This window comes from Tropicibacter oceani, from assembly GCF_029958925.1.
Classification (GTDB): domain Bacteria; phylum Pseudomonadota; class Alphaproteobacteria; order Rhodobacterales; family Rhodobacteraceae; genus Pacificoceanicola; species Pacificoceanicola oceani.
This window is the reverse complement of the sequence record NZ_CP124616.1, coordinates 185972-206810: the sequence shown is the minus strand read 5'-3', so window position 1 is coordinate 206810 and position 20839 is coordinate 185972. Positions and strand designations below refer to the sequence as shown.

The window sequence follows — 20839 nt, the reverse complement described above, 5'->3', positions numbered from 1 at the left end:
AGGTTGGAACTGGGCTTTGCCTGCCCCGCACGCGGTGAATCGCGACGTTCGATCCCGCAAAAGGACACCGATTCAGCAGCGATTGCACCAAGTGAATCGCCGACGACTCGCTCAGACTTGGGTGTCAGGCCGGGGATGCCCCAAGATGTTGACCCTATGGATGCTGCATTGCAGCGCGTTCGTGTATTGGTTGCGATAACTGTTTTGAGGGTTTGTTCTTAAGGTATTGATTTTGTGTTTGAATTTGAGAAATTGGCAGAAAATGCGTTTTTCTTCAAAAAACTGCTTGCGGAGGTTTGGGAGTAACCGTAGAACCCCCTTCACCGGCGGCGCTGAGGCGCTGCGGGGCACTGGACGGACCGGACGACACGCTGCGAGGCGGAGGTTTGACGGGAAGTTTGTGAGACACTACTGAGGTAATGACGGGCGGGCGCGCCGAGAAGTTAGGGCGCATCCGGTTGATCGTTGTCTCGACGTTATTTGACATCGCGAGTATCTGAAGAGATATGCGGGCGACTTGGGTTCATTTCGATGGACAAATGTCTGCATATCAACGCTGGTAGGGCTTCGGTCCGATGATCCAGTGTCAGCTTCACTGTTTGTAGCGGCTTTCGGTTTCTGATGAAACCTGAAGCACGTTATCAAACAGATGACTTCCAATGCGTGTTGGTTCCTAGCCGGGTCAACATAGGGATCTGCCCCCAAAGCGGTCCTGAGTATTGGAGATGTGCAGAGGTTCGAACGTCAAGGATAAGCTGGTAACAGCTTTTCAACTTGAGAGTTTGATCCTGGCTCAGAACGAACGCTGGCGGCAGGCCTAACACATGCAAGTCGAGCGAGACCTTCGGGTTTAGCGGCGGACGGGTTAGTAACGCGTGGGAACATACCCTTCTCTAAGGAATAGCCACTGGAAACGGTGAGTAATACCTTATACGCCCTTCGGGGGAAAGATTTATCGGAGAAGGATTGGCCCGCGTTAGATTAGATAGTTGGTGGGGTAATGGCCTACCAAGTCTACGATCTATAGCTGGTTTTAGAGGATGATCAGCAACACTGGGACTGAGACACGGCCCAGACTCCTACGGGAGGCAGCAGTGGGGAATCTTGGACAATGGGCGCAAGCCTGATCCAGCCATGCCGCGTGAGTGATGAAGGCCTTAGGGTCGTAAAGCTCTTTCGCCAGGGATGATAATGACAGTACCTGGTAAAGAAACCCCGGCTAACTCCGTGCCAGCAGCCGCGGTAATACGGAGGGGGTTAGCGTTGTTCGGAATTACTGGGCGTAAAGCGCACGTAGGCGGACCAGAAAGTTGGGGGTGAAATCCCGGGGCTCAACCCCGGAACTGCCTCCAAAACTCCTGGTCTTGAGTTCGAGAGAGGTGAGTGGAATTCCGAGTGTAGAGGTGAAATTCGTAGATATTCGGAGGAACACCAGTGGCGAAGGCGGCTCACTGGCTCGATACTGACGCTGAGGTGCGAAAGTGTGGGGAGCAAACAGGATTAGATACCCTGGTAGTCCACACCGTAAACGATGAATGCCAGTCGTCGGGCAGTATACTGTTCGGTGACACACCTAACGGATTAAGCATTCCGCCTGGGGAGTACGGTCGCAAGATTAAAACTCAAAGGAATTGACGGGGGCCCGCACAAGCGGTGGAGCATGTGGTTTAATTCGAAGCAACGCGCAGAACCTTACCAACCCTTGACATCCTGTGCCACACAGAGAGATCTGTGGTTCCCTTCGGGGACGCAGTGACAGGTGCTGCATGGCTGTCGTCAGCTCGTGTCGTGAGATGTTCGGTTAAGTCCGGCAACGAGCGCAACCCACATCCTTAGTTGCCAGCAGTTCGGCTGGGCACTCTAGGGAAACTGCCCGTGATAAGCGGGAGGAAGGTGTGGATGACGTCAAGTCCTCATGGCCCTTACGGGTTGGGCTACACACGTGCTACAATGGCAACTACAGTGGGTTAATCCCCAAAAGTTGTCTCAGTTCGGATTGTTCTCTGCAACTCGAGAGCATGAAGTCGGAATCGCTAGTAATCGCGTAACAGCATGACGCGGTGAATACGTTCCCGGGCCTTGTACACACCGCCCGTCACACCATGGGAGTTGGTTCTACCTGACGGCCGTGCGCTAACCTTCGGGAGGCAGCGGACCACGGTAGGATCAGCGACTGGGGTGAAGTCGTAACAAGGTAGCCGTAGGGGAACCTGCGGCTGGATCACCTCCTTTCTAAGGATGTATCTGGATAGATCGGCTTGCCGATCTCGTGATACACTTAGCAACGTTCCGGTACCTTTGCCGGAACAACATCAGACGAACCTGGGTCGTCCTCATATCTCTTCAGACAAGTAACGCGGGCCGCCGGCTCGTATGGAAATTGCCAGTTTTGCTGCAAGCCTGGCCGCTTTCGGGAGCTTGCGCAGCAAGCCCCTGTCGCGGCGATGCGGTTTTGCCTTGCAAAACTCGCTGGGTCGGTAGCTCAGGTGGTTAGAGCGCACGCCTGATAAGCGTGAGGTCGGAGGTTCAAGTCCTCCTCGACCCACCACCAACTCTCGCGTAGCGACGAGTTGGAGTTGCGACAGTGCATTGCGCAGCAATGTCACGAGAGCAACGCCTTCACCATTTAGGGGCCTTAGCTCAGCTGGGAGAGCGCCTGATTTGCATTCAGGAGGTCAGGAGTTCGATCCTCCTAGGCTCCACCATTCACGACGATTAGATCGATAAGCACCTTTGGGTTCTTATCCGTCCAATCGGACACGCTGCCTTTGCAAGAAGGTCAGCAGTAATTCACATCGTATAGAGAGATAATCAATCAACATTGCTTGATTGGCTGGAGTAACAGTCAATCTCAGTTGGTTCCGCCCCAGGGCGGAAGGCGAAACACGGGTCTAGCCGGCCGGTGGTTTGTATCCCTTCTGAAAAAAGCAATCGTTGTCCAAGTCAAGTACACTAACCACTCATTCATTCCGCACGGAATGACTGAGAAGGTTTTGGGCCGCGAGGCCTGAAACCTAAAGTTCCCGTAAGCATACGGGAGCGGGAAAGTATGCTTTTGGTTCAGAAAGACAGGTGCCTCAAGCGAACCAGCTGGGCACTGCGCAAGACGAAAGCCTTGCTATTTCTGGATCAAATCAAGCGCGAGAAGGGCGTTTGGTGGATGCCTTGGCAGTAAGAGGCGATGAAGGACGTGATACTCTGCGATAAGTCATGGTTAGCCGAGAATAGGCTTTGATCCATGAATCTCCGAATGGGGCAACCCACCTGATACTCGGTTATTATTAGCCCTCGTGGTTATTGATAATCGGGTAAAACAGGTACTTATTACCTGAATACATAGGGTTTTAAGAGCAAACCCGGGGAACTGAAACATCTAAGTACCCGGAGGAAAGGACATCAATAGAGACTCCCCTAGTAGCGGCGAGCGAACGGGGACCAGCCGAGCCTTGAGTGTGAATAGAATGGTCTGGAAAGACCAACCATAGTGGGTGACAGTCCCGTATATGAAGCACGATAGGACGTATCAAGTAGGGCGGAACACGTGAAATTCTGTCTGAAGATCGGGGGACCACCCCCGAAGGCTAAGTACTCCTTACTGACCGATAGTGAACCAGTACCGTGAGGGAAAGGTGAAAAGCACCCCGACGAGGGGAGTGAAACAGTACCTGAAACCGGACGCCTACAAACAGTCGGAGCTTGACTGGACTCTAATGATAATCTGCGCCATGACCGTTCGGAAACGAATGGAGAAAATCATGGCTGACGGAACCTTTGCAGTATTGATGCTCGTACTCGGTCTGACCGACATGAGCCGCAACCACTGCGGCACCGAGAGCGGGTGCCTTGGCAAGTCGGAGACGACGCCAAGGTTTGCGATCTCGGCAGGCCAGGTTCTTGAGCGGCGCGCAAGCGAAGCCAGCGAAATCTATCTGCGCTACGATCTGGGTCACAACCGTGGCCCCTTCGGAAGTGCGGCGGGACTTTCGGTTGGCGAGCATGGTGAGACATGGGTTGGCTTCGGCCAGACCTATACGATCCAGATGCGGAACGCGCCGATCTTTGCGCAATTGCACTCCATGCCGGGTCTGTACCTGGATAATGGAGGGTTCGACCTGGGTGGTCCGATCGAGTTTAGATCGGGGATCGAGGTTGGCTACGAGAACGACCGCGGTTGGCGGTTTGGTCTCAGCTACGACCATCGGTCGAATGCCGGGATCTACGACGACAACCCCGGGATCGAGACCGTGCAGTTCCGTGTCAGTGTTCCTACGCGGTAGGGATGCGGCAGCAAAACATAATCAGCACCTGGAATTGATAGGGGGTTGCCTCCCGGGACATTGCTTTGCAATGCCCTGCCGGCAACTTGCCAATCATTTGCAGGCAAATGATTGTCATTAGTGTCCAGTCTTGTGACGGCGTACCTTTTGTATAATGGGTCATCGACTTGGTCTATCTAGCAAGCTTAAGCCGTTAGGTGTAGGCGCAGCGAAAGCGAGTCTTAATAGGGCGTCGAGTTAGATGGATCAGACCCGAAACCGAGTGATCTAGGCATGACCAGGATGAAGGTAAGGTAACACTTACTGGAGGTCCGAACCCACACCTGTTGAAAAAGGTCGGGATGAGTTGTGCCTAGGGGTGAAAGGCCAATCAAACTCGGAGATAGCTGGTTCTCTGCGAAATCTATTTAGGTAGAGCGTCATCCGAATACCCCGGGGGGTAGAGCACTGGATGGGTAATGGGGCCCCACAGGCTTACTGATCCTAACCAAACTCCGAATACCCGGGAGTACTAGATGGCAGACACACTGCGGATGCTAACGTCCGTAGTGAAGAGGGAAACAACCCTAACCTCCAGCTAAGGCCCCTAATTCATGGCTAAGTGGGAAAGCAGGTGGGACGACCAAAACAACCAGGAGGTTGGCTTAGAAGCAGCCATCCTTTAAAGATAGCGTAACAGCTCACTGGTCTAAACAAGTTGTCCTGCGGCGAAGATGTAACGGGGCTCAAGCCATGAGCCGAAGCTGAGGATGCCGTAAGGCATGGTAGCAGAGCGTAGTGTGACATAGTCTCATGTGTCCTTACCCACTTCGGTGGGATTGGACACAAGAGGCTTTCTGTGAAGCCGGCGCGTGAGCGATCCGGTGGAGAGATCACTAGCGAGAATGATGACATGAGTAGCGACAAAGAGTGTGAGAGACACTCTCGCCGAAAGTCCAAGGGTTCCTGCTTAAAGCTAATCTGAGCAGGGTAAGCCGACCCCTAAGGCGAGGCCGAAAGGCGTAGTCGATGGGAACCAGGTTAATATTCCTGGGCCAGATGGAAGTGACGGATCATGAAGGTTGTTCACCCTTATTGGATTGGGTGGGCCGCTCATTGGTCCCTGGAAATAGCTCCATCATGAGATCGTACCCTAAACCGACACAGGTGGACTGGTAGAGAATACCAAGGCGCTTGAGAGAACGATGTTGAAGGAACTCGGCAAAATACCTCCGTAAGTTCGCGAGAAGGAGGCCCGGTTCCTAGGCAACTAGGGGCTGGGGGCACAAACCAGGGGGTGGCGACTGTTTACTAAAAACACAGGGCTCTGCGAAGTCGCAAGACGACGTATAGGGTCTGACGCCTGCCCGGTGCCTGAAGGTTAAAAGGAGGGGTGCAAGCTCTGAATTGAAGCCCAGGTAAACGGCGGCCGTAACTATAACGGTCCTAAGGTAGCGAAATTCCTTGTCGGGTAAGTTCCGACCTGCACGAATGGCGTAACGACTTCCCCGCTGTCTCCAACATCGACTCAGCGAAATTGAATTGCCGGTCAAGATGCCGGCTACCCGCGGTTAGACGGAAAGACCCCGTGCACCTTCACTACAGCTTCGCACTGGCATCAGACACAACATGTGCAGGATAGGTGGTAGGCTTCGAAGCAGGGACGCCAGTCTCTGTGGAGCCTCCCTTGAGATACCACCCTTGTTCTGTTTGATGTCTAACCGCGGTCCGTTATCCGGATCCGGGACCCTGCGTGGCGGGTAGTTTGACTGGGGCGGTCGCCTCCTAAAGCGTAACGGAGGCGCGCGAAGGTTGGCTCAGAGCGGTCGGAAATCGCTCGTTGAGTGCAATGGCATAAGCCAGCCTGACTGCGAGACTGACAAGTCGAGCAGAGACGAAAGTCGGCCATAGTGATCCGGTGGTCCCAAGTGGGAGGGCCATCGCTCAACGGATAAAAGGTACGCCGGGGATAACAGGCTGATACTGCCCAAGAGTCCATATCGACGGCAGTGTTTGGCACCTCGATGTCGGCTCATCTCATCCTGGGGCTGGAGCAGGTCCCAAGGGTATGGCTGTTCGCCATTTAAAGAGGTACGTGAGCTGGGTTTAGAACGTCGTGAGACAGTTCGGTCCCTATCTGCCGTGGGTGTAGGAGATTTGAGAAGAGTTGCCCCTAGTACGAGAGGACCGGGGTGAACGAACCACTGGTGGACCTGTTGTTGCGCCAGCAGCAGTGCAGGGTAGCTATGTTCGGACAGGATAACCGCTGAAGGCATCTAAGCGGGAAGCCCCCTTCAAAACAAGATCTCCCTGAGGGCCGTGGAAGACCACCACGTCGATAGGCCAGAGATGTAAGCATGGTAACATGTTCAGTTGACTGGTACTAATTGCCCGATAGGCTTGATTTGATCCAGTAATAGCCAGGCTTGGCTATCTGTGACAAACAAAAGCATACGCTCCATAAAGCGTACTGACTTGGACAACACTTGATTGATGAACGCTGCGCCCGGAATTACGAGGGGCGGGAACGGGCATTGCTGCGCAATACCCTGCCTCCCGCTCAAACCAAGTAAAACCCAATCGCGCAGCGATTGGTTTTTACTTGGTTTGGTGGTCATAGCGAGAGCAAAACACCCGGCTCCATTCCGAACCCGGCCGTTAAGTGCCTTTGCGCCGATGGTACTGCATCTTAAGGTGTGGGAGAGTAGGTCACCGCCAAACCTAGTAAAAACCAATATCTCTCTAAACGTGTGATGCCTCACTCCATAAAACTTAACGTGAGGCAAAACAATTGGCGCGGGGTGGAGCAGCCCGGTAGCTCGTCAGGCTCATAACCTGAAGGTCGCAGGTTCAAATCCTGCCCCCGCAACCAGTTTTAGCGAACAACCGTTCACAACAAAGCCCGCCCCTCCGGCGGGCTTTGTTTTTGCCAACATCTCAACAAGTTCGCCCCGTAGCTCAAGGACATGCCCCTCCTGGCCGGCGTCCCAGGACACCACAACCGACTCCACCAGACGATGAAGCTCATCTGACGCAGGGGACATGGTGCATGTCGGGCATGTACCCACCGTATTTGCGCTTTCAAAAGAAAATTGCATCAACTTGCACTCGGAGTGTCACGAAGAAATGACAACTCCGACAAACCCCTTTCGTAACATTTCCTGCGGAAATGCACAGCCGGGAAGTGGCGCGCCCGAACAGGGGCAAAGGTGGAATGGCGCGACCAGAAAGTCGGAATAACTTCGGAAGTGCGACGACCAAGCCGGTGCAAAAATTGGGAACAGCCGTTTCCTGTATTATAAACGCGGACCCATGTGGTGAGTGCAGTGGTTGTCAGGGGTCTGCCCTATACCACTTTTGCCAGTCAATTCGATCCATGGCCGAGTGAGGGGAATCTGGTCCACGCCATCTCTGGTCTTGTCTTTTACAGGTCGCTGCGTTCCCGGATCCAATCCCTGAGGGTGATGTTCGCGGGACTGGCACCCCTGACAGCGAACTGCATTGCAATGATTTTCCACTGGGTCTCTTTGCGGCGGAGTATGACGAAACCTGCATAGGGCTCTTCGCTCAACAAGGAGTTGTCCTTGATATACCGTGTCTCGTACAGGGCGCATACGGTATCGTCATCCCTGAACTGCGCGTCGAGACATTTGCGTACCATGTGCGTCAGGCGCTTTGCCTTCAATTCGTCGATGAAGGCCGCACAAATGGCGCGCATTTGCGCTCTGTTTGTCGCAACCACACGCCCCTCCATGCTGTCCAGTGTGCAGGGAATATCGCAACAGGCCAAGGTGGCTTCGACATCGCCACAGATCGTCGCCTCGCCTTGGCGATCCAGAAAATCCTGTGCAATGCTGCGTGCGTCTTGGTCCTTCATCTCTTTGCCTCTTGGTCAAGGGTGTCCGCCAATTGGATCAGCGGCCCTTTGGTCTGGATCGTCGGCGCATCGGCAAGGACGGCCTGCGGGATGCTCAGGGCCGATGCGGTGGCGTTTGGGGTGATGCCTTCATAGGGCAAGCCTATCCGAAAAGGATCAGTTTGCGAACTGCTGTTGAAAGTCGCGGATACGGGCCGCGTTCACGCCCTGATCGCTGCGGCCGACACGGGAAACACTGCGCATGTCAACGCGGCTGCCGCCGTCCTGTTCGCTGACGATGACCACGACATCATCGGCAAAGTAAAAGACCGAGGTGCGTGCGGTTGCCTCAAATCGACGACGATCAGCATCAGTGGTCACAATTTCCCAGCCCATATCCTGTGCGACGGCCAAGGCGCGCAGATAGGCGGCGTCCGCGGACAGAAATGTCGTGAGGGGCGCGATGTCAGGATAGGCGGCGGCCTGGGCCTGCGCCAATTCGGGGCCGCCGTAGACCAGCGTATTTCTGGCCCCGGGACGGGTTTCATCGAGAATCTCAAAGGCAGGCGGGTTTGCCGTGTCGGTGGAAATGTCGTGGATGGGCGCCGCGCGTGGCGCGGGGTTGATGGTCGAGGCGATCATCGGGGTCAACAAGGCCACGCCAACAAGGGTCGCAACCGCCCCGGCAAGGGCTCCGCGCTTTTCCCTTCGCACCAGGTGAAGAACCAGCGCAAGCAGGCCGACACCGGCAACCACCGCCGCCAGCGGGTTGAAATAGGACCGATAGAGCCCGAAGCCGGTTATAGGTTCCCATAGTCCCAGGCGCGCCCCTGTCAGAATCATTGCCGCAGCGACGGCGCCCACGAGGGCGACCAGAAGGGCGATCATTCCAGCATGTTTCATTTGCTCTCGATTCCTTGACTTGCGAAGCGTTGACCTGCTTGGTATGCAAAACTTGCAGACTATGCAAGGTGCAGGCAGATGACACTTCCGTTGCGACAAAGGCGGCGACAGGAAACGGCGCTTCAAATCCAGCGAGCCACTTTGGAATTGGCTATGCCGAATGGCCTTGAAGGCGTTACGACGGATGAAATCGCCGCTGCGGCAGGCGTCAGCACGCGAACCTTCTTTAACTATTATGCCAACAAGGAAGCCGCCGCGATCGGGCATCCACCCGGCTTTGACCAGGCAGACATGGATGCCCTGCGCGAAGGCACCGCGCCCTTGGCGGCAGACCTCAAGCGGCTTTTGGACGGCCACATCAACAGGCTGGCGCAGGATCAGGCCATTCTTCGGATGGTGGGAAAGATCCTTCGGTCGAATGAGAAGGCGCGCGGCATCCTTGACGGCTTCCTGACTGCCGAACGCGAGGAACTGACCGAGGTTCTTTGCCGCCGCCTGGGTGACCGCGCCACCGCTGCGGCCCTTGCAGGGACGGCCACCAACGCAATAGGCGCGGCGATCTTCCTGTGGGAGCGCGAAGACGACATCACGCTTGGCGCCGCGTTGGATATTGTCTGGGCGGGGCTGATGAATGCATCACGGCTGCTTGTCGACTCGCCGGATCCCTGATGGCGCTGCAACACTGACCCGCTTGATCCGCCACCAGAAATGAAAACGACGGCACAGGTCGCCTGCGCCGTACAACCTCCGCACATCCGTTGTTTGAACACGAACCGCGCCCACCCTGGGTTCGATGAAAGGCCCCTTAGATGAAAAAGCTTGTTTATTTCGCCGCATCACTTGCCATCATTGCCGGTGCCTATGTCTGGTCGTTTGGTGTGCCCGGTGCGGCGGCGCCCGGTGCGGGCGGCGCAGCGCCCATGACGCAGGGCCCCGGCGGACCGGGTGGCAGGGGCGCGACCACCGTCGTGTTGACGCCGCTGGAGATGCAACCCTACGAGGATTCATTCCGCGCGATCGGCAGTTCCGAAGCGGTAAGCAGCGCCACCGTGACCGCCGACGTATCCGGCAGGATCGTCGAGCTGAACCTGACCCCGAACGCAGAGGTTTCGCAGGGCGATGTGCTGGTGCAGCTGGACGCACGCGCCGCCACGCTGTCGCTTGAAACCGCGCAGAACGAGCTGGAGCAAGCCTCGGCCACGGTCACCCGCTATGAACGTCTTCAGCAATCGGGGAACTCCACGGTTTCAGAGGTAACGATTTCCGAAGCGCGGCTGGCGCAGCGCCTTGCCGAAGCCAGCGTCGGACAAGCGGAACTTGCGCTCGAAGATCTCACGATCCGGGCACCGATTTCGGGCAAGCTGGGGCTGAGCGAGATCAAGGTCGGCGATTTCATCACCGCCAACACACCGATTGTCACGATCGACGATGCCAGCGCGCTGCTGGTGGAATTTGAACTGCCGGAACGATCCGTCGGTTTCCTGTCCCTTGGGCGCGAGGTCACTCTGGGCACGCCGTCTCTGACGGGGCGGTTCTTCAAGGGCGAGATCACGTCGTTTGACAGCCGAATTGATGCGGTCACCCGCAGCGTCACGGTCAAGGCGCGTGTCGAAAACCCGGACGGAACGCTGTGGCCGGGGATGACGTTCACCGCGCGGCTTTCCAACCTGAGCGATCCATTGCTGGTGGTGCCGACAACGGCGATCACATGGTCGCGCGATGGCGCGAGCGTCTGGTTCGAGGCTGACGGCAAGGCACAAAGCACCCCCGCGACCATCCTGTTTCGCCGCGATGAATCGGTCTGGCTGGATGTCGATCTGCCGGTGGGCACCATGATGATCACCGAAGGCGCGCATAAACTGCGCCCGGGCTCTGCCATCGCCGATGCAAACGCCGAACCGCAACAGCCAGTGCAGGAGCAGAAATGAGCACGCCAACCATCCAACGCGCGGCCTCTGGTTTGGCCGATCTGTTCGTCGCACGACCCATTTTCGGGTTTGTCGTCAACCTTTTGATCCTGATCGCCGGTCTGGCGGCGCTGTCGTCCGTGGACGTGCGCGAAATGCCGGATGTCGATCAGCCGGTGCTTTCGATCCGCACCCAATACGAGGGCGCGACACCGTCGACGGTCGATCAGGAAATCACCCAGGTCCTGGAGGATGCGCTGAGCGCATTGGAGGGGCTGTCCTACATCGAATCCACTTCCTCCACGGGCCAAAGCAGCATCACCATTGATCTGTCCGAGGGCACGGATATTGACGTGGCGGCCAACGAGGCCCGCGAAATCGTGTCCGCCACGGCGCGCCAGCTTCCTAGTGATCTTGAGGATGACCCGACCGTTTCCAAATCCGACAGCAACGCCAGTGCGATCATTCGCCTGGCGGTTCTGGGGGATGTTTCCCTGGATGAGCTGACCGCCCTGGCCGAGGGGCCGATCTACAACCGGCTTTCGCTGATTGACGGCATCGCCGAGGTGACGACGCGCGGCGACCGGTCGAACGAATTCCGCGTCAGTCTTGATGACCGGTCCTTGCTGAGCCGCGGCCTGACCGTTTTCGACGTGACCGCCGCGCTTGCCGATCTGCGCGACGATACCCCGCTGGGCGAGCTTGAGACCGATGCGCAGACGATTGCCCTGCAGGTCGGCAATGCCGAGGTCACCGTGGAAAGCATCGGTCAGATCCTGGTCGATTCCAATACACGCATCTCGGATGTGGCGCTGGTCCAACTGCTGCCCGAAGACATCAACGTGACGACCCGCGTCAATGGGCAGGCCGCAATCGGGCTGGACATCACCCGCCAGTCCGAGGGCAACACGCTGGAGATTTCAACCGCCGTGCGTGCCGCTGTCGAAGAGCTGCGCGCAGACCTTCCCGAGGGGGTCGAGCTGATCATCTCGACCGATGATGGCGTCTTTATCGAAGGTGCCTTGGTCGAGGTGATCAAATCCATCGGCATGGCGACGGTTATCGTGATTCTTGTGATCTTTGCATTCCTGCGCTCGTTGCGCGCAACGCTTATCCCTGCGGTCACGATCCCGATCGCCTTGATCGGCACCGTCGCCGCGATCTGGCTGACGGGGTTTTCGATCAACACGATCAGCCTTTTGGCGCTGGTTCTGGCAACAGGGATGGTTGTGGATGACGCCATCGTCGTGGTGGAAAACATCGTGCGCAAACGCAAGGACGGCATGGGCGCTTTCGCGGCGGCCGCTGCCGGCACGAACGAGGTTTTCTTTGCTGTCATCTCGACCACCGCGACGCTGGCCGCCGTGTTCATTCCCATTTCCTTCCTACCCGGGCAGGCGGGCGGCGTGTTCAGCGAATTCGGCTTTGTGCTGGCCTTCGCGGTGACCTTGTCATCCATCGCGGCGCTGACATTGGCCCCAGTTCTGGCCGCGCTTCTGGACCCCGGAAAACAAGCGGAAAAACCGCAGCAGGCCCCGCAGACACCCGGCCGCCTTGCGCGTGGATTTGACTGGGTCACGGACCACGCCATTCGCGCGCCCCTGCTTGTGCTGGCCATTGCCTTCGGCTTTGCGCTGATCGCGGCCGGGGCGGCGGGCACGCTGACCTCGACCATCACGCCCACCGAGGATCGCGGCTATTTCCTGATCCAGGCGCGGGGGGCATCGGACACGACGACCCAGTATCTGGACGGACAGGTGGCGCAGATCGAAGACATCCTTGCCCCCTATCAGGCCAGCGGGCAAATCAGTTCGGTGCAAAGCATCATCGGCATCGGTGGCGGCACATCGGCGTTCATCGTCGTGCGCCTGCCTGACTGGGCCGAGCGCGACTGGTCGCAGCAATCCCTGATGGGGCCGATCAACGCCCGGCTTTCGGCAGTGCCCGGAGTGCAGGTTTTCGCGATCTCGCCGAACAGCCTGAACATTCGCGGCGGCGGCAACGGTCTGACCTTTGCGGTCAGCGGCACCAATGTCGATGACATGACCGAGGCCGCCAGCGCGCTGGTCTCTGCCATGGCGCAGGACGAAATGTTCGCCAATCCACAGGTGTCAGGCGACAGGGTGCAGGCGCAGTATGAAGTCACCGTTGACCAGGAAATGGCGGGTGTCTTTGGCCTGAGCGAGGCAGACATCACCAGAACCATCAGCGCGCTGACCCAGGGCACCGTCGCCGTCAGCGTGTTCCTGGATGACACCGAAACCGACGTGCGCGTGGTTCCGGGCGGGCCGCCGATCAACGACCCCAGTGATCTTGAGGGCATCCAGCTGCGCCTGTCCAGCGGCGAATATGTGCCGCTGTCGTCCATGGCGCAACTGATCCCCGTGGTCAGCCAATCCTCGATCGAGCGTCAGGGCGGCACCCTGGCCGTGTCGGTGCAGGCCAACCTTGGCAGCGGTGTCGATCTGGGCGCCGCCATGGACCGGGTCAATGACCTGGCCGCGCAAACCCTGCCCGATGGCATGGGCATCGTCTACACGGGCGAGGCCGCGTCGCTGGGCGAAAGCCAGTCAGGCATGTACGCGGTGTTCGGCGTGGCTGCGATCGTGGTGTTCCTTGTCCTTGCCGCGCAGTTCGAAAGCATCGCAAGCGCGGTGGTCATTATGCTGACGGTGCCTTTCGGCCTTGCCGCGGCGCTGCTGGCCATTTCGATCACGGGCGGGTCGTTGAACTATTACAGCCAGATCGGGCTTGTCCTGCTGATCGGGGTCATGGCCAAGAACGGCATCCTGATTGTCGAGTTCGCGAACCAGTTGCGCGAGGCTGGGCAGGACATCGACAGCGCCATTCGCGACGCCCTGCGGCTGCGCATCCGGCCCGTGATGATGACCATGGTCTCTACCGTCTTTGGCGGCCTGCCGCTTGTTCTGTCGTCCGGTGCCGGCGCCGAGGCGCGCGTTGCGGTGGGGTGGGTCATCGTCGGCGGGCTTGGCTTTGCGACTGTGTTCACCCTGTTCCTGACGCCGGTGTTCTACCGCTGGATCGCCGTCTGGGGCGCAGAGCCGGGCGCATCCTCGCGAAGGTTGCAGCAGGAAAGGCACATGCTGACAGCCGCAAAGGAGAGCTGAGGGGGGGGGATTGACGGACTTGTGCCGGTGGGGTCGTGCGCCCACCGGCGATGTCTTTCAGGTTGCACCGTCCAAGATCGAGGCTGTCGGCGCTGCGGGCCGGATCACACTGCGCGAGATCACTTTTGGCGCGTTTCACTCTCTGACAGGTGCCGCTCGATGGCCTCCAGGCGTTTGAGAACCTCGTCACGGTAATCCTCGGTTGCGGCGTTGGATTCTTGCGCGTGGGCATCCTGCATGCTGTTGACGATAAGGCCGACGACGAGGTTCACGACAGCAAAGGTCGTGACCAGGATGAAGGGGACGAAGAAAATCCAGGCATAGGGGTAGATCTCCATCACCGGTCGGACGATCCCCATGGACCAGCTTTCCAACGTCATGATCTGGAACAGCGAATAGGCCGAAAGTGGGATGGAGCCGAACCACTCCGGGAAAGCCTCTCCGAAAAGTTTCGTCGACATGACCGCCGCGATGTAGAAGATCAGCGCCATCAGCAGGAACACGGACGCCATGCCTGGCAGCGCGGTTACGAACCCCTCGACCACACGGCGAAGCGTCGGCGCCACCGAGATGATCCTGAGAAGTCGAAGAATGCGCAGGGCGCGCAGCACCGAAAGACCCTGGGTGGCTGGCACAAGGGCAATCGCGACGATGGCGAAATCAAAGACGTTCCAGCCCGACCGAAAGAACGACGGACCGCGCGCAAAGATCTTCAGCCCAATCTCGATCACAAAGACCGACAGGCACAGGACATCCAGCAGAACGATCAAATCTCCGGCGACCGCCATGACGGTATCGGACGTTTCCAGCCCAAGGATCACCGCGTTGAACAAGATCACGCCGGTGATGACATTTCGCGTCACCGAGCGATCAAGGGTTTCGGCGATATGGTCGCGGATCGACATTCCCAACTCCGTTTCAAATCCTGGCCCCTCTATGCGGAAGGTCCTGCAGGGGCACAAGCCACTTCAAGCGGACTGCGGCATCGCGCTTTGCAACGCGCTGACCATTTGCGCACAGGATGATCCCGGCGTCCGCTCAGCGCATTGGCCCGGCAAACGTATTGATCGGTTCCCAAACGGGTTGCATTTCGTTCACGGCCTTGGTGATGCCTGATAGAGTTTCACGGCCTGGTCTCGGGTCTTGGCGCCTAGCTTCTCGCGCGCATTCCTGAGGTGCAGCTCGACAGTGACGTCCGCCAGACCCAGCTCTCGGGCGATCGCCTTTATCCTGAACCCGTCCGAGATCAGATCAAGGCATTGCCTTTCGCGCGCAGAGAGGGGCGCGCGCACTGGTGACCCCAGCCGGCCGCGCAAGGCCAGAAGCGCGAGCCTGATGTCACGGCCGTGTTCGCGGCGGATCGCCTGGACGTCCGAGCGCGGCAGTGATGAACCGATGTTCCAGGCCTCCCATCCCTGCGCGTCGCGCCGGACGACCGATGAAAAGCCAGCCCGGAAACCGGCGTCAGCGGCCGACAGGATGACATGCTTTTCGTCATCGCTGAGATAGGGGTAATCGCTGATGTGATCTGCTCCGGTTGCGACAGACCCGGACGCCGTCAGACAATAGGTCGCGAAAGGATCGTGCCGGTCCAGGCCTTCGCTTCGGTAATAGTCCTCGAAGGCGTCGCCAAGCGTTGTTCTTGCCACGGGCGCACCAGTTCCAGCGGCAATGTGAATGACCTTGTCGAAGCCCTCGGTCGCCAGCCAGCGCGTCGCCGCAAACCACAGCTGATCGGGATCGGTTTCGCGCACCGCGATGTCGAGAAAATCATCCAGTCTCAAAGGCTGACCTATGGATTTCCGTAGATTGAGCCAAAATTCGCAGAACCGTAGCGTCGGTACAAGCGTTTACGGGAGCACACCCAAGATGATTGCACGGTTTTGCGCGGCCTTGACCCTGATCCTTGCGGCCATGACCGCCTCTGCTCAGGATAGCGGTACGGTCCTGGTTCTTGACGGGTCGGGGTCGATGTGGGCGGAGCTACCCGAGGGGCGGTCCCGCATCGAAGTGGCGCGTGACGTGCTGGCCGATTTCCTGTCCGCACGCGATCCCGCGAAACCGCTTGGCGTCATCGCATATGGCCACAACAGGCGCGGCGATTGCAGTGACATCGAAACGATCGCAGCGGTCGGAGTGCAGGACGGCCACGCTTTGAGTCAGCGGCTGCGCGCATTGATGCCGCGGGGCAAGACGCCCCTGGCCGATGCCCTGCGCCGCGCGGTTTCGGAAATTCCGTCGACTGCGGAGCAAGCCGACATCGTTCTTGTCACGGACGGGCTCGAGACCTGTGGCGGGGATCCCTGCGCGGTGGCTGCGGAACTGGCGGCATCGGGGATTCCCATCCGCGCCCACGTCGTGGGCTTTGGCCTGACCGAAGCAGAGGTGCAGCAGATCGCCTGCGTGGCGGACCAGACCGGGGGGCTGATCCTGGCCACCCAGTCCGGCGCGGAACTATCGGATGCTCTGTTGCGCACTGCCTCGGCCCCTGTGGCCGAACCGGTCCAGCCGGGCACGGCGTCGCTCAACCTGTCGATCCGCGCCGATATCGCCGGACGTCCCGATCAGGTGGCGTTCCGGGCGGTCAACGAAGCAACCGGCGCGGCGCAGGATCTGGGCATTCTCGATTTCACCATCTCTAGCGTCCTTCCTGTCGAACTGGCCGAAGGCACCTGGCGGATCACGGCAGATGCAGGCGATCAAGGGAACGGGGAAATCGTGTCCGCGATCATCGCGGACGAGAATACAACGATCTACGTCCCTTTTCGCGGGCTTTTGCCCAGCCTCGACATGCCGGCGCCAACCGGTGCCTTTCGGGCGGGTGTGAATGGCCTGATGCCTTACCGGATCCTCGCCGAAGGCCTTGCCACGGGTGGTGGCGACTTTGTCTTCTCGGTCCTTCCCGTTGATGCGACCGACACCTTTGATCGCCGGATCGACTATGCATCGCAAGACAGCCGAGAGGGCGACTATGCAGGCCAGTTCCGGACGCCCGCCGAGCCGGGGGAATACCTGCTGGTGTTTCACCGCAATGCGCAGATGCCCATCGACGATGTCATGAAACGGTTCGTCATCACGGTCCAGACCCGCCCCGAGGTGCGCCTGATCGCCCCGCCGGCCGTCGAACCGGGCGCACGGGTGCCCGTGACGATCACGGGCGGCATGGGCACCGATGACCGGGTCGAGATATGGCGCGATGGCGCGCTTTATTCGTGGGATCAGAGCGTCTATCTTCGGGAGTTTTTCGACAACGCCTATGGCCCGGCCAAGCCTTTGCTCGCCCCGGCCGAACCGGGCGATTATGAGCTGGTCTATGTGTTTGGCGGCATCGATGGGCCAAGCGCCGTGGCGGTCCGGTTGCCCCTGATGGTGGGCGAAGTGCCAGATCTTGACGAGGCCGCGCTTGTCGTTCCCGGACCAAAGGTGCAGCAGGCCGAAGCCGACGGTGCAAAGCAGGCTCCGGGCGACGATCTGGCCTATGCCTGCGCCGCCGATGCCATGGTGCCCTGCCTCTTTGAAGATGCGGCGACAGGACTGGTTTTCGCCCTTCCACAGGGCTGGATCAGCGATCAGCCCACGCGCGAGGCCGCGACCGCCGGCGGACAGCCCGGACCGGTGCGGATCAATTTCTTCAGCACGGGCGATCCCGTGAAAACCGTCGCCCTGAACCCGCGGCAGTGGACAACGCTGAATGGTCCCTGCCTGGACATCCAGGCTGGCGCCCTGTGCCATTTCACCAGCGACAGTGACGCGTTGGCCCGGGCTATCGACATTCTGAACCGCGCCATCCGGGACATGGGGCCGCCTGCATCACGCGCCCCCGCCACCCAGCCTGCGCCGGATGACGGCACGGGCGAGGATGCCGGATCGACACGCGCCTGGGCAGATTATCCGTTCCGCTGCCTGCCCGACGACAAGACGCATCCAATCTGCGAAATGCACCACGCGCCGTCCGGTCTGACCTTCTTTCTGCCCGAGAACTGGGTGGCAGAGGTTCACCTTGATGATGCCGGGCCGCGCGCGAATTTCTACGAGGTGTCGGGCGATGCGCGCTCGGCGCACCTGAACCCTGTCACCTGGCCTACCCCCGACAGCGGTTGCTTTGTCACCCGCGCGGGCCCGCTTTGCACCGATATGACCGGGATAGACGATACCCTGTCCAAGGCGATGACCCTGCTGCGGCGCTACATGACCACGGGCGAGGTTCTTCGAAACTGCGGCAATGAAACCTGCTCCTTCGCGCTACCGGCGCAGGAATTTACCGGCAGGCTTCCGCCGCGCTGGGGTGTCGAGGTTGGCCGCTACCGGTTGGACGGACGTCTATCCAGCTGGTTTTTCGGCATCACCCCGGATTTCGAGCCGACCTTGATCGGCTTGAACCAAGCTGGCGGCGACAATTGCCGCGACATCGCGCAGGAGGCAACCTTGTGCGAACACACGCCCTACATCTCGTCCGAGGAATTCGATCTGATCGCGTCGAGCCTGTCTTTGCCCGGCGTGCCAGCCCGTCCGGTGCCTCAATTCGGCACTCTGGACGAGATCGACAAAAAAGCGCTTTCCGAAATTCTCGAGTGGAACTGACATGCTGCGCAACATCCTTCTGCCTGCTACCCTTGCATGGTCAGCATTCCCGGCCTTGGCGCAGGACTGCAGCAACCCGATCTTCGCCGTTCGCGAAGATGGCGTGCCCTATTATTATCACCCCGATCCCGACACGTATCAGCGCGTTCTTGAGTATGTCGTTCCGCGCGCGGGCGCCAAGGATGAACAGCCTCTCGACCGGCCGATTGTCGCCATCGACCTTCGCAAGGGCCGCGCTGGATGGATCAGCCGGGACGAGATCGGCTATATTCTTGATGTCTTCGAGGTGCCTGCGCAGCAACCGCTGGTCTACAAGGGCCCCGAACACTGCCGCCCAAGGGACATTGCCTGGGAATTCGACGATCCGTCAGAACCGGGTCGCGAGCCGATCGCGCTTCCCGATGGTCGACCGATCCCTGAACCGATTGATCTGTTTGCGGAGGAACCCTCGGGGCCACGCAGTGGCCTTTGGCGTGCCGAGATCGGAAAAACCACGATGGAAGGGTGCCCGCCAATGATGCAGAGCGCATTCCCCGCCTCTGCCGGTGCCTTGCCCGGCCTCACGAGCGAGGCCCGCCGCATGGAATTTGCCGATCCCTTTCACCCCGACAGTCTGGAAATGTCGCGCACCACAGGGGTGCGTTGGCAGGGCGTCGGTGACAATCAATGGCGAACGGAAGACATGGCCGCCGAGGCCTTTGGACAGATCCCACAGGGCGAGGGTGGCGGCTCCAGGCTTGTCTGGACACTCAAGGTCCTTTCCCCCGAAGAAATGTCGTTTGAACGGGCCATCGAAATCGTCCTGCCCGACGCGGCGGCCGCCATGATGGGCGTCGGGCCAGACGGGTGCCGGGTCTTCGGGACTGATCGTTGGGTAAGGGTCGGGGACTGACGCAACAAAAACCGCTATCGCGCCAAGCGGCGTGGCTTGTCCAGAATCCAGTTCGCAGGCGTATCGCGCTCCGGACGCCCGGGCGTTTGCCGCTATCGACCACGGCCTTCTGGCCCCGATCGTTCAGGGTCTGGGGGCGCAACCGATCTTTGCCGAAACGGAAAAGATCACCGGCCAGCGCGATCCATGCGACCCTCATTGCCGGGGGCCAGGTGCAAGTCCCCTTTGCGTGTCGGAGGAAGACTTGTTCGTTGCCTTGCGCGTGATGCGCCATCCCGCTCAGGGGGCGGAGCCTGCGACGGAAACGCTCCGGTTCGGATTGCCGTAAAATGTCACTCATGGCCAAAAGTGGGCGCGATCCTCTCTGATCCTTGCCTGATTGTATCACCTGGCTTGTTTTGCCGGCCGAGGTCGCGCTATCTGGCCGTTATGGACAAGCAGCAGCTCAAACATCTCATCGCAAGTCGCATCCACGAAGACGGCCTTGTCGAAACCGGCATCAAGGGTGTTCAACTTTTCCGGGCGACCACGGCCATTCCCTGCGCCCCCGCGGTCTATGAACCCAGCGTCATCGCCATCGTGAGCGGCGCCAAAGAGGCCGTGCTGGACGGTGAGCGCTATGTCTATGACGACAGCCGGTACATGTGCTGCCCGCTGTCGATGCCCGTGACGGCGGGTACCCCGGACGCTTCGCCGGACAATCCGCTGTATGGCGTTTACATTTGCCTCGACCAGCGTGTGATGACGGAATTGGTCATGGAGCTGGAAAACGCCAGCGGCCCGATTGCGGACAAGCGGCCCACGGGCCGTCAGGGCATCTGGCTTGCCCGCTGGAGCCAGCCGTTTTTCGACGCCTTGTTCCGGTTGCTGCAACTGGGCAGCAGTCCCGTCGACACGGCGATCCTGGGAAATGCGCGGCTGCGCGAAGTCTATTACGCGATCCTCAGGGGCGAGGCCGGGGGCATGGCCACGCAGGCCTTTGCGCCGGGCAATGGCATCGCCCGGTCGATCGCGCATATGACCTCTGATCTGGGGGCCCCGGTGTCGATTGATGACATGGCGGCGCGCGCAGGGATGAGCCGCGCGGTGTTTCACCGCAAGTTCAAGCAGGCCACGACGCTGTCGCCTGTGCAATTCGTCAAATCGATGCGCCTGAACAATGCCGCGATGAAGATTGCCGCCGGCATGACGGTGAACGAGGCGGCGCTTGACGTGGGTTATGTCAGCGCCTCGCAGTTCAGCCGGGAATTCAAACGCCTGTACGGTCAGTCGCCGCGGCAATGGGGCCATGCGCAACACCTGTCGGCATGACGGGT

At 59.3% G+C, this 20839-nt stretch carries 11 protein-coding genes, 3 tRNA genes and 3 rRNA genes; 12 read left to right on the top strand and 5 right to left on the bottom strand.

Annotated features, from left to right (window positions below; all coding sequences use genetic code 11):
* Positions 1-770: 770 nt before the first annotated feature.
* The 6 genes from QF118_RS01025 to QF118_RS01000 all read left to right on the top strand — a co-directional run bounded on the left by QF118_RS01025 (position 771) and on the right by QF118_RS01000 (position 7128).
* Positions 771-2232 (top strand): 16S ribosomal RNA (locus QF118_RS01025).
* A 239-nt stretch (positions 2233-2471) separates the two neighbouring features.
* Positions 2472-2548 (top strand) — tRNA-Ile (locus QF118_RS01020).
* 81 nt (positions 2549-2629) lie between these two features.
* Positions 2630-2705: transfer RNA gene (locus QF118_RS01015), tRNA-Ala, on the top strand.
* A gap of 427 nt (positions 2706-3132) precedes the next feature.
* Positions 3133-6664: ribosomal RNA gene (locus QF118_RS01010) — 23S ribosomal RNA — on the top strand.
* A gap of 198 nt (positions 6665-6862) precedes the next feature.
* Positions 6863-6977: ribosomal RNA gene (gene rrf / locus QF118_RS01005) — 5S ribosomal RNA — on the top strand.
* The 16S, 23S and 5S rRNA genes sit together here with 3 tRNA genes alongside, the layout of an rRNA operon.
* A gap of 74 nt (positions 6978-7051) precedes the next feature.
* A tRNA-Met gene (locus QF118_RS01000) sits at positions 7052-7128 on the top strand.
* 552 nt (positions 7129-7680) lie between these two features.
* Here QF118_RS01000 and QF118_RS00995 read toward each other — a convergent pair.
* The 3 genes from QF118_RS00995 to QF118_RS00985 are packed head-to-tail and all read right to left on the bottom strand — an operon-like array spanning position 7681 to position 9015.
* Entirely contained in the window at positions 7681-8133 is a 453-nt protein-coding gene (locus tag QF118_RS00995; protein ID WP_282300779.1) for a DUF6841 family protein, read from the bottom strand.
* Positions 8130-8273, bottom strand: a complete 144-nt coding sequence (locus QF118_RS00990) for a hypothetical protein (protein WP_282300778.1) — start codon at positions 8271-8273, stop codon at positions 8130-8132. Before QF118_RS00990 ends, QF118_RS00995 begins: the two co-directional genes overlap by 4 nt.
* A 16-nt stretch (positions 8274-8289) precedes the next feature.
* Positions 8290-9015: a DUF1499 domain-containing protein gene (locus tag QF118_RS00985; RefSeq protein WP_282300777.1), complete on the bottom strand. Its 726-nt coding sequence runs from the start codon at positions 9013-9015 to the stop codon at positions 8290-8292.
* Between the two features lie 78 nt (positions 9016-9093).
* Between QF118_RS00985 and QF118_RS00980 the strand changes: the two genes are divergently transcribed.
* The 3 genes from QF118_RS00980 (at position 9094) to QF118_RS00970 (ending at position 14050) form a co-directional block, all read left to right on the top strand.
* Positions 9094-9684: a TetR/AcrR family transcriptional regulator gene (locus tag QF118_RS00980; protein WP_282300776.1), complete on the top strand. Its 591-nt coding sequence runs from the start codon at positions 9094-9096 to the stop codon at positions 9682-9684.
* A 140-nt stretch (positions 9685-9824) separates the two neighbouring features.
* Positions 9825-10943 (top strand): efflux RND transporter periplasmic adaptor subunit, encoded by a 1119-nt coding sequence (locus QF118_RS00975; RefSeq protein WP_282300775.1) that lies wholly within the window; start codon positions 9825-9827, stop codon positions 10941-10943.
* A complete protein-coding gene (locus QF118_RS00970) occupies positions 10940-14050 on the top strand; it encodes an efflux RND transporter permease subunit (protein ID WP_282300774.1) in 3111 nt (1036 codons plus the stop codon). Before QF118_RS00975 ends, QF118_RS00970 begins: the two co-directional genes overlap by 4 nt.
* A gap of 119 nt (positions 14051-14169) precedes the next feature.
* On the opposite strand, the gene QF118_RS00965 is transcribed toward QF118_RS00970, so the two are convergent.
* Together QF118_RS00965 and QF118_RS00960 are read right to left on the bottom strand one after the other, a co-directional pair.
* Positions 14170-14955, bottom strand: a complete 786-nt coding sequence (locus tag QF118_RS00965; RefSeq protein ID WP_282300773.1) for an ion transporter — start codon at positions 14953-14955, stop codon at positions 14170-14172.
* Positions 14956-15144: 189 nt separating this feature from the next.
* Complete coding sequence (locus QF118_RS00960) at positions 15145-15834, bottom strand: helix-turn-helix transcriptional regulator (protein WP_282300772.1); 690 nt, start codon at positions 15832-15834, stop codon at positions 15145-15147.
* Between the two features lie 109 nt (positions 15835-15943).
* On the opposite strand from QF118_RS00960, the gene QF118_RS00955 reads away from it, so the two are divergent.
* The 3 genes from QF118_RS00955 to QF118_RS00945 all read left to right on the top strand — a co-directional run bounded on the left by QF118_RS00955 (position 15944) and on the right by QF118_RS00945 (position 20834).
* Complete coding sequence (locus QF118_RS00955) at positions 15944-18631, top strand: vWA domain-containing protein (protein ID WP_282300771.1); 2688 nt, start codon at positions 15944-15946, stop codon at positions 18629-18631.
* A 1-nt stretch (position 18632) separates the two neighbouring features.
* Positions 18633-19523, top strand: a complete 891-nt coding sequence (locus QF118_RS00950; protein WP_282300770.1) for a hypothetical protein — start codon at positions 18633-18635, stop codon at positions 19521-19523.
* A 429-nt stretch (positions 19524-19952) separates the two neighbouring features.
* Complete coding sequence (locus QF118_RS00945) at positions 19953-20834, top strand: AraC family transcriptional regulator (RefSeq protein WP_282300769.1); 882 nt, start codon at positions 19953-19955, stop codon at positions 20832-20834.
* Positions 20835-20839: the final 5 nt, after the last annotated feature.